General features: G+C 44.1%; 15 protein-coding genes. 9 read left to right on the top strand and 6 right to left on the bottom strand.

Translation table 11 applies throughout. The features are described from left to right. Nucleotides 1-39: 39 nt before the first annotated feature. A complete protein-coding gene (locus HYN43_RS12455; protein WP_119409656.1) occupies nt 40-441 on the bottom strand; it encodes a hypothetical protein in 402 nt (133 codons plus the stop codon). A 176-nt stretch (nt 442-617) separates the two neighbouring features. On the opposite strand from HYN43_RS12455, the gene HYN43_RS12450 reads away from it, so the two are divergent. Continuing rightward, entirely contained in the window at nt 618-2,072 is a 1,455-nt protein-coding gene (locus HYN43_RS12450; protein WP_119409655.1) for an NADP-dependent isocitrate dehydrogenase, read from the top strand. Nucleotides 2,073-2,345: 273 nt separating this feature from the next. After that, nucleotides 2,346-3,227 (top strand): glycosyltransferase family protein, encoded by an 882-nt coding sequence (locus HYN43_RS12440; protein ID WP_119409653.1) that lies wholly within the window; start codon nt 2,346-2,348, stop codon nt 3,225-3,227. Between the two features lie 156 nt (nt 3,228-3,383). Here HYN43_RS12440 and HYN43_RS12435 read toward each other — a convergent pair whose 3' ends face one another. Continuing rightward, nucleotides 3,384-4,598 carry a BaiN/RdsA family NAD(P)/FAD-dependent oxidoreductase gene (locus HYN43_RS12435; RefSeq protein WP_119409652.1) on the bottom strand — a complete coding sequence of 405 codons (1,215 nt, stop codon included), beginning with the start codon at nt 4,596-4,598 and terminating at the stop codon, nt 3,384-3,386. Here HYN43_RS12435 and HYN43_RS12430 point away from each other — a divergent pair. From HYN43_RS12430 to HYN43_RS12415, 4 genes are read left to right on the top strand one after another with little or no spacing between them, the layout of a single operon-like run. Beyond that, nucleotides 4,597-5,208 (top strand): NADH-quinone oxidoreductase subunit A, encoded by a 612-nt coding sequence (locus tag HYN43_RS12430; protein WP_119409651.1) that lies wholly within the window; start codon nt 4,597-4,599, stop codon nt 5,206-5,208. The genes HYN43_RS12435 and HYN43_RS12430 overlap by 2 nt on opposite strands. Beyond that, nucleotides 5,201-5,683 (top strand): NADH-quinone oxidoreductase subunit B, encoded by a 483-nt coding sequence (locus tag HYN43_RS12425; RefSeq protein WP_119409650.1) that lies wholly within the window; start codon nt 5,201-5,203, stop codon nt 5,681-5,683. Before HYN43_RS12430 ends, HYN43_RS12425 begins: the two co-directional genes overlap by 8 nt. A gap of 22 nt (nt 5,684-5,705) precedes the next feature. Continuing rightward, nucleotides 5,706-6,158, top strand: coding sequence for a DoxX family protein (locus HYN43_RS12420; protein ID WP_119409649.1), 453 nt, complete (start codon nt 5,706-5,708; stop codon nt 6,156-6,158). Nucleotides 6,159-6,195: 37 nt separating this feature from the next. Then, entirely contained in the window at nt 6,196-7,104 is a 909-nt protein-coding gene (locus HYN43_RS12415) for an alpha/beta hydrolase (RefSeq protein WP_119409648.1), read from the top strand. Here the strand turns inward: HYN43_RS12415 and HYN43_RS12410 are convergent. Beyond that, nucleotides 7,082-7,711, bottom strand: coding sequence for a hypothetical protein (locus HYN43_RS12410; RefSeq protein WP_119409647.1), 630 nt, complete (start codon nt 7,709-7,711; stop codon nt 7,082-7,084). The genes HYN43_RS12415 and HYN43_RS12410 overlap by 23 nt on opposite strands. Nucleotides 7,712-7,896: 185 nt before the next feature. Here HYN43_RS12410 and HYN43_RS12405 point away from each other — a divergent pair, with 185 nt between their 5' ends. Continuing rightward, on the top strand, nt 7,897-8,406 hold the full coding sequence (locus HYN43_RS12405; RefSeq protein WP_119409646.1) for a hypothetical protein: 510 nt from the start codon (nt 7,897-7,899) through the stop codon (nt 8,404-8,406). Further along, complete coding sequence (locus tag HYN43_RS12400; RefSeq protein WP_119409645.1) at nt 8,387-8,926, top strand: GNAT family N-acetyltransferase; 540 nt, start codon at nt 8,387-8,389, stop codon at nt 8,924-8,926. The genes HYN43_RS12405 and HYN43_RS12400 overlap by 20 nt, the downstream gene beginning before the upstream one ends. Nucleotides 8,927-8,997: 71 nt before the next feature. Here the strand turns inward: HYN43_RS12400 and HYN43_RS12395 are convergent, their stop codons facing one another. The 3 genes from HYN43_RS12395 to HYN43_RS12385 all read right to left on the bottom strand — a co-directional run bounded on the left by HYN43_RS12395 (nt 8,998) and on the right by HYN43_RS12385 (nt 11,209). After that, on the bottom strand, nt 8,998-9,582 hold the full coding sequence (locus tag HYN43_RS12395) for a fasciclin domain-containing protein (RefSeq protein WP_162996436.1): 585 nt from the start codon (nt 9,580-9,582) through the stop codon (nt 8,998-9,000). Between the two features lie 235 nt (nt 9,583-9,817). Further along, nucleotides 9,818-10,501: a hypothetical protein gene (locus HYN43_RS12390; protein WP_119409643.1), complete on the bottom strand. Its 684-nt coding sequence runs from the start codon at nt 10,499-10,501 to the stop codon at nt 9,818-9,820. A gap of 60 nt (nt 10,502-10,561) precedes the next feature. Continuing rightward, a complete protein-coding gene (locus HYN43_RS12385) occupies nt 10,562-11,209 on the bottom strand; it encodes a hypothetical protein (protein WP_119409642.1) in 648 nt (215 codons plus the stop codon). A 39-nt stretch (nt 11,210-11,248) separates the two neighbouring features. Here HYN43_RS12385 and HYN43_RS12380 point away from each other — a divergent pair, with 39 nt between their 5' ends. After that, nucleotides 11,249-12,265 (top strand): threonine aldolase family protein, encoded by a 1,017-nt coding sequence (locus HYN43_RS12380; protein WP_119409641.1) that lies wholly within the window; start codon nt 11,249-11,251, stop codon nt 12,263-12,265. Nucleotides 12,266-12,351: the final 86 nt, after the last annotated feature.

Below are 12,351 nucleotides of genomic sequence, written 5' to 3'. Positions count from 1 at the left end.
AGCCTAAATCTTTTAAAAAGCCTATAAAATGCGCAAACATCAGCGTTTCAACACCCGCTTTTTTGTCATGAGGTAATAAAATACGCTATGCACAACAATAAAAGTTACGGCAGTAATAAAATAAAGCGCCTTGTTATCCGGGCTTAAATTCTCCAGCCTGAAAGCTGTGATCAGGAACACTATCGATCCTGCATAATAAAGCACTAATCGGATAGATAAGTTATTGTAATATGCCGGATTAGCTAAAAACAGCGTAGGCAGGCTCATTACAAAAATGATAATATTTAAAAAAGCCACACTTTCGCTTAGTGATGGCAGAATGCTTTTCAAATCCTGATCAACCCCTTTGTTTTGTAAGGCGTAATAGGCGCAACTTGCCACGATGGATATGATTACCGAAAAAAGGAATGTTTTAAAAAGTTGCCTGGCGAGTGCCTTCATATAGTGATTTTGTTTGATAAGTATAACCGGCTTTTTCCGGCTTTTAAATATGCAAATTAACGCATCAATCGGCTAAATGCGCTAATCGTAATGTCACAAATTGATGGTGCATCGCCCGCACCAAATTCAAAAAGCCGTACCTTTGCCCCGTTTTTTACATTTTTAACATCTTTTTTATGAAAACTAAAATAGCAGTAGCAAACGGCGATGGCATTGGGCCGGAGATAATGAGCGCCGTTTTGAATATTTTTGAAGCTTGCAACGTACAGCTTGAGTATGAGTTTGTTGAAATGGGTAAATCTTATTTTGATGCGGGCCACTCAACCGGTATGACGGTGCTTGCCAAAGATACCATCGAAAAATTAGGTATCCTGTTTAAAGGCCCGATGGAAACGCCAAAAGGCAAGGGTGTAAAAAGCATAAATGTAACCGCCCGCAAAGTATGGAACACTTACGCCAACCAACGCGATTTCCGTACACTGAACGGTGTTGATACCGTGTTTTCAAAAGCCGGTATCCCTATCAATTTAACCATCATCCGCGAAAATATTGAAGATACTTATGGCGGCATTGAGCACCTGTTGACTTATGATGTTGCTGTTGGTCGCAGGATCATTACCCGCCCCGGTTCGGAGCAGGTAATCCGTTATGCTTTTGAGATGGCGCGCCGTAAAGGTTATACCAAACTGGCTTGCGGCCATAAAGCCAATATCATGAAACTTACTGATGGTATGTTTTTAGAGGTGTTTTATGAAGTAGCGAAAGATTTTCCGGAGATCCAGGCATCTGATATTATTGTTGATGATTTGTGCATGAAACTGGTATCACGCCCCGAAACTTTTCAATCTATCGTGTTAACAAACCTGCAGGGCGATATTGTATCTGATTTGTGTGCCGGTTTAGTTGGTGGTTTAGGTTTTGCTCCATCGGCTAATATTGGCGATAATATTTCCATTTTCGAGGCTGTACATGGTACCGCTCCTGATATTGCCGGTAAAGGTATTGCTAACCCAACCGCTTTGTTGTTATCGGGTATTTCAATGCTCCGTTTCCTTGGCGATTCGGCTAATGCCGCTAAAATTGAGAACGCTTTATTGTATACTTTAGAGCAAGGCGTGCACACCGGCGATTTTGGTGATAAAGCTATCCCATCGTCAAATACCAAAGAGTTTGCAGATGCCATTATTGCCAACCTGGGTAAACTGCCCGCCAATGGCGCTGCTATTGCAACCCAGGGCTTTGATGAAAAAGGCGAAGTATTTAAACCAAGCAAAAACAAGCTTACTTTAACCACCGGCGTAAAAGAAGAAATGATAGGCGTTGACGTATTTGTGCGAAGCGACCTGCAACCTGCCGAGCTTGCCGATTTGGCCAAAGTCGCCCTTACCGATAACTTTAACCTCGTGATGATCTCCAATCGGGGCACCCAGGTTTGGCCAACCGGATCTATCTATACCGAACTGGTGAACGAATACCGGGTACGTTTTGAGAAAAAAGACGGCCGCGAGGTGAGCCAGAAAGAACTGCTGCATATAGCTGCCGACCTGTCGGCTAAAGTAAAAGTTTGCTCGGTAGAGTTCCTGATGAATTTTGATGGTAAAATTGGTTATACCCTGGCACAGGGGCAATAATCAAGTCCTTAATATTACTAAAGCCTCCGGATGACTATTCGGGGGCTTTTTAGTTTAACTTACTATCTTTGCGACGTTGATGAAGACCGTTAAAAGCGGCGGCCTGAGCGATTCCCTCCCCTGGGAGGGTGTAGGGAGGGGTTTCTTCGATAGGCTTATTTGTTAAGCATAGCGTATAAACCCCTTCCCGCCATTTCACAGCCTGCCGCACCCCCTCCCGAGGGAGGGAATTAAAATGCGTTTCGTCAATAGTAATACCACCAAACACCATCTATGAAAGTATCCGGTTTTACCTTTATCAGGAACGCTGTACGTAACGATTACCCCATTGTTGAGGCCATCACATCCATACTGCCGCTTTGCGACGAGTTTATTGTGGTTGTAGGCAACTCCGACGACGGTACCCGCGGATTAATTGAAGGCATCAATTCGCCCATTATCAAAATCATTGATTCGGTTTGGGATGAGTCATTACGGGATGGCGGCCGTGTTTTCGCGGTAGAAACCGATAAAGCTTTCGCGGCCATATCGCCCGATGCCGACTGGTGTTTTTATATCCAGGGTGATGAGATGGTGCACGAAAAATACCATCCGCTGATAAAAAAGGAAATGCAGGAGGCTTTGAACAAACCCAATATTGAAGGGCTGTTGTTTAAATACCTGCACTTTTATGGTTCGTACGATTATTACGGCCATTCGAGGCGCTGGTATCGCCGCGAGATCCGCTTGCTGAAAAATATCAAAGGCATCCATTCCTACCGCGATGCCCAGGGTTTCAGGCTGAATGATCGTAAGATTAATGTTAAACTGATCGATGCTTATATTTACCACTATGGCTGGGCAAAACCACCCAAAGGCCTAAGCAACAAGGTGCGCAACTTCAACCAGTTTTATCACGACCAGGACTGGATGGAACAACATCTGCCCGAAACCTACGAATTTGATTACAGCAATGCCGACAGGCTGATCCGCTTTACCGGTACCCACCCGCAGCCCATGCAAAAACGCATCGCGGCTACCAACTGGAACATCGATTTTGATCCGAAGAAATTTAAAGATGGCATGAGTTTCAGGAGGAAGCTGCTTCAAAAAGTTGAAGATTTGACAGGATGGAGGGTAAGCGAGTATAAGAATTATAAGATTGTGGAGCGGTAATTAAACGCTCGCAGGCCGGAGGCCTGAAGATAGTCGACACTCGGCAGGAACCGAGCGTCTGCTTTAAGTGGCTGAGTGCAAAGGAAAATCGGTGAAATCATCAAATAATCGGTGAAATCCTATCAGCGAAATCAACCTAATCAAACAAATCAACGGTCATAGATTCTGCGCTATCACAAAACCGCTTGCCCAGGCCCACTGAAAGTTATATCCACCCAGCCAGCCGGTCACATCCACGCATTCGCCGCCAAAAAACAACCCGGGAACTTTTTTAGCTTCCAATGTTTTTGACGATAACTCATCGGTAGCAACCCCACCGCGCATCACTTCGGCCTTATCATAACCCTTATCGCCGGCCGGTTTTACTTTAAACTCGTGGATCAGCGCGCTGATCTCTTCAATATCGGTTTTGGTTAATGAGGCCATGTTTTTTTCAACCGGCAGCTTATCGCTTAAAGCTTCGGCGAATTTGCGGGTGTAAAGGCTTGCTATAAAGGCCAGCAGCATTCGTTTTCCGTTAGCTTCGCGTTCCTGTTGTATCAGTTCGGCAATGTTTTGGTTAGGGAGCAGATCGATATAAATAAACTCGCCGGGTTTCCAGTAGGATGAGATCTGAAGAATGGCCGGTCCGCTCAGGCCCCAGTGGGTAAACAGGATGTTTTCTTCAAAACTGGCTCTATCATTCCAAACACGGCAAAAAATACTGTTGCCGGATAACTGCTCGTACCATGGCTGATCTTTACCGGTAATGGTAAGCGGTACCAGGGCAGGGGCGGTATCAATAATCTGCAGGCCGAAGTTACGGGCGGTGCGCAATCCGAAATCTGTAGCGCCCATTTTTGGGATGGGTAAACCACCGGCGGCCATCACCACACTTGGTGCACTTATATATTCCTGTTTGCCATTCACTTCGGCACGAACAGTAAAACCATCGTCCGTTTTTTCAACTGCTTTAACTTCGGCATTGAGCCAAATTTCCTGGCCAAGGTCATCGCAAAGGTTGGTGAAAACTTCTACCACATCTTTGGCTTTGTCACTCTCCGGGAAAAGCTGGCCCAACGTTTTTTCTTTTCCGCTGATGCCGTAAGTTTCAAAAAAACTGATGGTATCATCAACCGTCCATTGCGAAAAGGCCGATTTACAGAAATGCGGGTTTTGCGATATAAACTGCTGATCTGTTGCGTACAGGTTGGTGTAGTTACAACGCCCGCCGCCGCTGATGAGGATCTTGGCACCCACACGGTCGTTTTTTTCAAGTACCAATACCCGTTTGCCTAAAAAGCCCGCCTGTACGGCGCACATGAGGCCGCATGCGCCTCCGCCAATTATTATAGCGTCGAAATCTGTTTGTTTTACTAAATTTGTACTCATGACGGATGTTTCGCAAATATCAGAATTTGGAAAGATACTCATCTTTATTATTACCGGGATAATAATGGTGTGCGTGATATTTTTTATCAACAGGCTTTTGGCTCCCAATAATCCTAATCCCGAAAAACTAAGCTCGTACGAATGCGGCGAAGAGCCAACCGGCAATGCCTGGCTGCCTTTTAACCCTCGTTTTTATGTTATAGCGCTGGTTTTTTTACTGTTTGATGTAGAGATGGTATTCATTTTTCCCTGGGCAACGGTGTTTGGCAGTCACGAAATTGCCGCGCAGGATGCCCGCTGGGGATGGCTTTCACTTACCGAGATGTTTGTATTTTTAGGCATCCTGATATTGGGCCTGATCTACGTTTGGAAAAAAGGCGACCTGGACTGGATCAAACCTAACCCCGTATTACCGCAAACCGACGTAATCATCCCGGTTTCTATATATGAGCAGCTAAACCAGGAGCAAAGCGCTTACGCAGTAAAGCCCTTCAGTACAGAAACAACTGTAACTGCCACTGCAACTGCTACTACCACTACCACTGCTACCGCAACTGAACAACGCAAACCCATGTTTAAACCCGCCTTTAAAAAGCCCGCAAATGAATAACGATATAACCAGCGAAAACGGTGGCGTAGTAATAACCAAAATGAACGATCTGCTTAACTGGGCACGTTTGTCATCACTTTGGCCTTTAAGTTTTGGGATAGCCTGCTGTGCTATCGAAATGATGGGTTCGATGGCTTCTACTTATGATCTTGACCGTTTTGGCGTATTCCCGCGCCCTTCAGCCCGCCAGGCCGATGTGATCATTATTGCCGGTACCGTTACCTTTAAAATGGCCGAGCGTATTAAACGTTTGTACGAGCAAATGCCCGATCCTAAATATGTGATCTCGATGGGCTCTTGCTCCAACTGTGGCGGCCCATACTGGCAGCACGGTTACCATGTAGTAAAAGGTGTTGACAGGGTGATACCGGTTGATGTGTACGTGCAGGGCTGCCCGCCGCGGCCCGAAGCATTGATTGGCGCTATTCTGGAGTTGCAGAAGAAGATAGAAACCGAGCAGTTGATAAAAGCATAACCCTTTAACCAAATAAATCCTTATGAAAGTCCTGCTCGTTCTCCTCATAAGTTTTATCCTCACATCGGTTTTATCCCGCTTTTTTATGGGCGATTGGAACTTTATCCTCGCCGGTAACGTGGCCATGATGCTGATGCTTTGGTTCGCATCATTAGGGCATTTTATGTTTACCAAAGGCATGGTGATGATGATGCCCTCGTTTATTCCGTTTAAAGGCCCGCTGGTTTACTTAACCGGCATAATGGAGATAGTGCTTGGGCCTTTACTCGTAATTAATGCCACAAGGCATGTGGCCGGTATTATTTTGCTGCTGATGTTTGTGATTATGCTACCCGCTAATATCAACGCCGCCATTAAACATGTCGATTTTGAAAAGGCCACCTACAATGGCAGCGGCAGAGGCTATCTGTGGTTTCGCATCCCGCTGCAAGTACTATTTATAGCCTGGGTATTATATTTTTCTATTGGTATTTGATTAGGGATATATCTTATCTTTAGGCAACCAACCAATTATGAAAAAGATAACCCACAGCGTGCTGATCGCCCTGTTCAGCTTTTTATCCATATCCGCTTTAGCGCAAACATCAACCCCAAAACAACCATTTTTCCCTAAGGGTACAATATTGTATGGCGATATTAATTACGCCGGCGATACCCTCAAAAAACACCTATTGGATATTTATCTGCCACCGGTTGTAAAGGATAGTTACCCGGTAATCATCTGGATCCATGGCGGGGCATGGATGCTGAATGATAAGTATGCCGATATGGGCTATATGCAAAAAACGGTTCAGGGTTTTATTGATAACGGTTATGCTGTTGCTTCTATCGATTACCGCTGGAGCACTACTGCACCATTCCCTGCACAAATTCAGGATTGTAACCAGGCTATCGAGTTTCTGTATCAAAACGCTTCGAAGTATAAACTTAATAAAGATAAGTTTGGACTGATAGGTTTTTCGGCAGGAGGACACCTCGCTTCCTTGCTGGCTTTATCCAATAATAACAACATCAAACAGTTTTATCCCGAAGGAAATAAACCTCATTTTAAAATAAAGCTCGCGCTCGATTTTTATGGGCCGTCAAATTTCCTATCGTTAAAAGGTGCGGATGTTAATGATCCTAAAAGCCCTGTGAGTTCATTGCTCGGCGCTTATGCTGTTGAAAGGCCCGATCTGGCTAATTTTGCCAGCCCGGTTACTTATGTTGATAAAAATGATCCGCCATTTTTAATTGTCCAGGGCGAAAAGGACGAATCTGTCAATTATACCCAATCGGTTTTGCTGAACTCTTATTTAAAACTTGCCGGTGTTAAAAATGAGTTGATCATTGTTCCCAATGCGCCGCACTACGGGGTAATGTTTGATGCGGAAGAGATCAGGAAGAGGGTGTTTTATTTTATGGATGAGTATCTGAAGTAGTGTCCGGGGTGTCAATCAGGTGTTCTTCTGTTATGGTTTTTAGCAGGTATTTTAATACCAGTGCGTTCCAATCCTGCATAAAAGTATAGCCTTTTTGCTGGGTTTTGTTCAGCTTGTTGTATACCATAAAGTAGTGGCGGTAATTGCTGATGCCAACGTCCCTGATATTTAGGGAAGTTTTGTCCCATGCAATGCTATCTTCGTTAAAAATCATTCCGCAAAGCTCAAAGCTTTGGCCTTCTTTAAACCTGTTATAGTATTCGGTATATCGCTTTAGAAAATGATGGCTCCAAACGCTGTTTACGAGGTCGGCCCAGTTTTTACCATACGCTTTTTTGCGTAAGCCATAATAACTGCTGAATTTTATAATGATATTTTTTTGATGCGTTGTTTTAAACTCGATCATAAAATGCCTGCCGATGGTAAAAGCACGACCGCTGATCCATTTGAAACCGTACCTGAAAGCTACCAGATCATCTACGGGTATAATAACAGGAATGCCGTTTGGTGCCATATCGATAGTGATGCCATCTTCGCTGATGGTGACTTTTTTATAAGGTTCTTTGCTTAAAAGTTTTGGTATTTCGATGGTGACAGGCGGTTTCATGTTGCTATTTAAATCTGATTTTTTTTGTAGAGACGCATCACACGCGTCTCCCATAGAACAAGCGGTGAGATTTGAACGCGGGAAACGCATGTGATACGTCTCTACATCAAAGAAAATCTTTACCCGTTTTTAGACATCGCCTAAGATAATTTAAATTAATTTTATGTTTGAGCAAAATATCGGGTATGGCAGTAATTACAGGTCAAAATCAAAAAAGTAAAGTAAAAAATATCCTGTTTGCGGGTTTTATTGCCGGTACGCTGGATGGCCTTGCAGCCATGCTGTTAAATTATAAGCTTAACCCTGCCGTTATTTTTAAATTTATTGCCAGCGGCGCGTTCGGGCCTGCGGCTTTTGGCGGTGGTGCCGAAATGATTGTTGCCGGGGTGTTTTTTCATTATATTATCGCTTTTGCTTTTAGTGCAGCTTTCTATCTTGCTTATCCTTTCTTTTTAAACGGATTGAAAAATAAATATGCCGTGGCCTTTATTTACGGCATAGCTGCCTGGATAGTGATGAACCTCGGTGTTGTACCGCATAGTAAAATAGCCATGAAAAATGGCTATCATATCCCGGTTACCACCATATTAACCGGTATGGCAACCCTCATTATTTGTATTGGCCTGCCCATTGTGTTGATAGCCGACAGGCAAAATAAAAATAAGCCCGACAACCATGCTGCAAAAAGAGATTGATACCCAACGCTTGAGTTTAAGGCAGCTTACCGAAGCCGATGCGCCGGACATTATGGCCATCCGGGCTAACGAGCAGGTAAACCAATACCTTGAACGCCCTAAAACCTGCACGCCGGATGATGCCCGCAACTTTATCAGTAAAATAGCAAGCATTGTAGCCGGAGGTGATGGTTATTATTGGGCGATAACCTTAAAACAAACCAATGAATTGATAGGAACGATATGTTACTGGAATCTTGAACCGGCCCAAGCCAAGGCCGAAATAGGCTACGAGCTTCACCCGGATTACCAGGGCAGGGGATATATGACTGAAGCTATTGATGCCGTTATATCCTTTGGATTTAACTCCCTCAATTTTGAATTAATAACCGCATGCCCGCTCAACGGCAATTCAAATTCGGTAAAGTTACTGGAGCGAAGCGGCTTTTTATTTTCCGGAGATTTTACGGATCAGGATACTGGAAGCAGATACCTCGATTATAGGCTAAGCAAATCCCGCTGGTTATCTGCAAAACCATAAAAAGAAAAGACCCGGTTAAAATAACCGGGCCTTCCTGGATTTAAAATTTAAAAAACATTTATTGATCACTATTAAGGCATCATGATGCCATTAATGCCATGTACCACACCATTGCTGGCTTCGGTATCGAAAGCAGTAACCAGTACGGCATTGCCTTTGGCATCTACAATTTGCAGGTTGCTTTTATCATTCACAGATAAATGAAGGGTTTGCCCATCTATGGTTTTCAGATCGGCCTTGCCTTTGCCGGCACTTAAGGCTTTGATAATATCGGCCTTGGTGTATTTACCCGCAACCACGTGATATTTCAGGATGGGAGCAAATTTGGCCGGGTTTTTCATTAAATCATCAAACTGTGCTTTCGGCAATTTGCTAAAAGCTACATCATTTGGTGCAAATATGGTGAACGGGCCAACAGCCTGCAAAGTAGGCTCTAACTGCGCCGATTTTATAGCAAGGGCCATTGGCGCGTAATTGGTTGAGGTGGCCATAACGCCAACCACATCGCCCGATGCGGCTGCTGTTGCTGTTGCAGCAGGAGCGGCAGTTGTTTTAGCAGTATCTTTTTTGGTTGTATCCTGTGTTTGAGCCATGGCCCTGGTAGAGAAAAATCCGATGGCTACCGAAGCAACGGCTATTAAAACTGACTTTTTCATGTTCATCTTTCTTTCTGTTTTTGTTAGTAATAAAATGTAAATGAGTAGCCGTTTGTGTCGATATAATTAATTAAAAGTTATTTAATTGGTTAATTACAATAGTTTAATAACTGGTAATTACACCAAATGGTTTTTAATTAATTGACATTTGTGGGTAACCCGGTGAGGGAGAGGAAGAAAAAAGCCCGTTTAAACTTGTTTTAAACGGGCTTTTTTATAAAAATCAAATGAGATGTTATTTTCTCGCCTTTTGCAATTCGGCAAAATAAGCAAGCAGTTTATCTATATTTCGTAAAGTGTATTTATGCTCGTGAATTTTGTCAACGGCCTCTGGCTCATCGCCCATTACATCGCTCATAATATCCTCAAAATTTTCGTCGGTAAGGCGCTTCATGCCGGCGGTATTTTCTCCGTAATAGTAAATAGTTTTCGAGCTGCCGCCACGACCGCCACCGCCGCCAAGGTTAATGCCAATGCCGCCGCCAAGTCCGCCGCCGTAGCCACCGCTTCCGTAACCAGCCGAAATACCCGGTGAGATACCGAAACCACTTCCGCCGCCGCCTCTGCCGCCTTTGGTCATATATAGTTTTACCGGTTCATCAAGCACTACCTGTACAAAGTCGGTTTCTTCTTTAGCCCAGGTTTCGTTGGCAGGGGCGTGAGCTACCACAAAGCTGTCTTTCCCGGCTACGTACGATTGCAGGTCGCTGGCGCTCAGTTTATAAGGATTTGTTTTCTCGTTTTCTTTAAATTCAATAAAGCCTTCATCTTTAATAGGGCTTTTGCCAGGCGGATTAGTGCGGATCAGCCCCGTTTCGCGATTGCCTTTAATATCGGTAAAACTGCCCGGCTGCCATTTTTGCGAATAGGCGGATATCCCACAAAAAACAAAAAATAAAATGAAGAGAATTGAACGCATAATAAGTTAAAATACTGATACAAATGAACGCAAATTTTAAGCTTTTAATATCAATCCGGTCTATTTTACATTTTTTGGCAGCTCGCCGGTTTTATAGTATTTAACCAGGTCGCCGATGTGTTTATGATCGAATGTTTGGTTGCTGATCCGTGCAAGTACTTCCGGTTTATCAGCCATTACTTTTGATAACAGTTCGGCAAAGTTTTCTTTGGTAACGCGGGTAAGATGTTCAGCGTCGGGCCCGGTATAGAATACAGAATAATTTAAATCAATACCACCGGCAAAGCTATATCCGGGTAAGCCGTTCATCGCTGCGGTGGGGTTGCCATAATTGCCGCCGGGGGTATAAGGTAAATAGCTGTACAATTTTTCGGGATTTTTGCTTAGCACGATTTTAATGATCGGGTTCAATTTAAAATCTTTGTTTTTGATCACCATAAAGGTGTCGGCCTCCATGGTGAAGCTTTTCATGAAATTGGTTGATACATAAACAAAATCGGCATCCTTGTTTTCCTTATAGCTGATGCAGCCGCCCTTGCCTTTGCCGAAAATGTTTTGATCGGCCAGGGTCCAGCTTACGTATCCCGTGTAAACTTTGTTGGTCGTATCAACAAACGAGCCGGGGACAAATTTATCAAAACGTTTGCTTTGCGAATGAGCGGTAACAGTAACACTTAAAATACACAACAACAGAAAAATAGTACGCATAAGATTTAGATATTTGAGGCGAAAATAAACAATTATTAAATGCATTTAACTGTTGATTTACGAAGCGATACCGTAACCAAACCAACCCCCGGCATGCTCGAAGCCATGTGGAGCGCCAAAGTGGGTGATGATGTGTTTGGCGAAGATGAAACCATAAACGCCCTCGAGGCCAAAGCCGCCGCCATGTTTGGCATGGAGGCTGGGATATTTTGCCCATCAGGCACCATGACCAACCAGATAGCCATTAAATGTTTTACCCAACCGCTTGATGAATTGATTGCCGATCAAACGGCACATGTTTACCGTTACGAAGGTGGGGGCATTGCCTTTAACTCGGGCGTATCAACCCGTTTGCTTGAGGGTTACCGGGGCATTATAACTGCCGAAATGATAGCGCCGGAGATTAACGCCGAGAATATTCATTATCCGCATACCAGCCTGGTGGTGCTTGAAAATACGGTTAACAAGGGGGGCGGCAGTTGCTATACGCTTAACGATATTAAACCTATTGCAGATTTATGCCGCGATAAGGGTTTAAAACTTCACCTTGATGGAGCACGCATTTTTAACGCGCTTACTCACACCGGTGATGCTGCTTTGGATTATGGTAAATATTTTAATGGTATTTCTGTTTGCCTTTCTAAAGGTTTGGGAGCTCCGGTTGGCTCGGTTTTACTGGCCGATAAAGAAACTATTAAATATGCACGTCGCATCCGCAAAGTATTGGGCGGAGGTATCCGCCAGGGCGGCTTTTTAGCAGCCGCGGCTATTTACGCTTTAGATCATCATATAGAGCGGTTAAAGATTGACCATGCCCATGCGCAGGTTTTGGGAGAAGAGTTACGCCGCCTCGCCTGGGTAAGCAACGTGATTCCTGTACAAACCAATATTGTGCTTTTTGATACTGTTGAGCCTGCCGCCGTTGTGCTGGCTAAGCTTGCTGAAAAAGGTATAAAGGCTGTTGATACCGGCAAACACCGCATCCGTTTTGTAACGCATTTAGATGTGCATCCGGAGCAGGTGGAGTATACGGTTAAGGTTTTAAAATCGCTGTAAAATCTCATTAAAAAGTAATGCCGAACTTGTTTCGGCATCCCACTTGCAAAGCAGCCAGTTAAGCAAAGCTGGCTACCTGTCCTGTG

It is taken from the genome of Mucilaginibacter celer, assembly GCF_003576455.2.
GTDB classification, from domain to species: Bacteria; Bacteroidota; Bacteroidia; order Sphingobacteriales; family Sphingobacteriaceae; genus Mucilaginibacter; species Mucilaginibacter celer.
The sequence above is the reverse complement of the archived record's forward strand: the minus strand, read 5'-3'. Positions and strand labels throughout refer to the sequence as shown.

Coding starts and splice junctions, on each gene's coding strand:
- HYN43_RS12425 (WP_119409650.1), top strand. CDS start 5,201: ATGAATAACGATATAACCAGCGAAAACGGTGGCGTAGTAATAACCAAA.
- HYN43_RS12385 (WP_119409642.1), bottom strand. CDS start 11,209: ATGCGTACTATTTTTCTGTTGTTGTGTATTTTAAGTGTTACTGTTACC.
- HYN43_RS12415 (WP_119409648.1), top strand. CDS start 6,196: ATGAAAAAGATAACCCACAGCGTGCTGATCGCCCTGTTCAGCTTTTTA.
- HYN43_RS12390 (WP_119409643.1), bottom strand. CDS start 10,501: ATGCGTTCAATTCTCTTCATTTTATTTTTTGTTTTTTGTGGGATATCC.
- HYN43_RS12410 (WP_119409647.1), bottom strand. CDS start 7,711: ATGAAACCGCCTGTCACCATCGAAATACCAAAACTTTTAAGCAAAGAA.
- HYN43_RS12400 (WP_119409645.1), top strand. CDS start 8,387: ATGCTGCAAAAAGAGATTGATACCCAACGCTTGAGTTTAAGGCAGCTT.
- HYN43_RS12395 (WP_162996436.1), bottom strand. CDS start 9,582: ATGAAAAAGTCAGTTTTAATAGCCGTTGCTTCGGTAGCCATCGGATTT.
- HYN43_RS12450 (WP_119409655.1), top strand. CDS start 618: ATGAAAACTAAAATAGCAGTAGCAAACGGCGATGGCATTGGGCCGGAG.
- HYN43_RS12430 (WP_119409651.1), top strand. CDS start 4,597: ATGACGGATGTTTCGCAAATATCAGAATTTGGAAAGATACTCATCTTT.
- HYN43_RS12380 (WP_119409641.1), top strand. CDS start 11,249: ATGCATTTAACTGTTGATTTACGAAGCGATACCGTAACCAAACCAACC.
- HYN43_RS12455 (WP_119409656.1), bottom strand. CDS start 441: ATGAAGGCACTCGCCAGGCAACTTTTTAAAACATTCCTTTTTTCGGTA.
- HYN43_RS12440 (WP_119409653.1), top strand. CDS start 2,346: ATGAAAGTATCCGGTTTTACCTTTATCAGGAACGCTGTACGTAACGAT.
- HYN43_RS12435 (WP_119409652.1), bottom strand. CDS start 4,598: ATGAGTACAAATTTAGTAAAACAAACAGATTTCGACGCTATAATAATT.
- HYN43_RS12405 (WP_119409646.1), top strand. CDS start 7,897: ATGGCAGTAATTACAGGTCAAAATCAAAAAAGTAAAGTAAAAAATATC.
- HYN43_RS12420 (WP_119409649.1), top strand. CDS start 5,706: ATGAAAGTCCTGCTCGTTCTCCTCATAAGTTTTATCCTCACATCGGTT.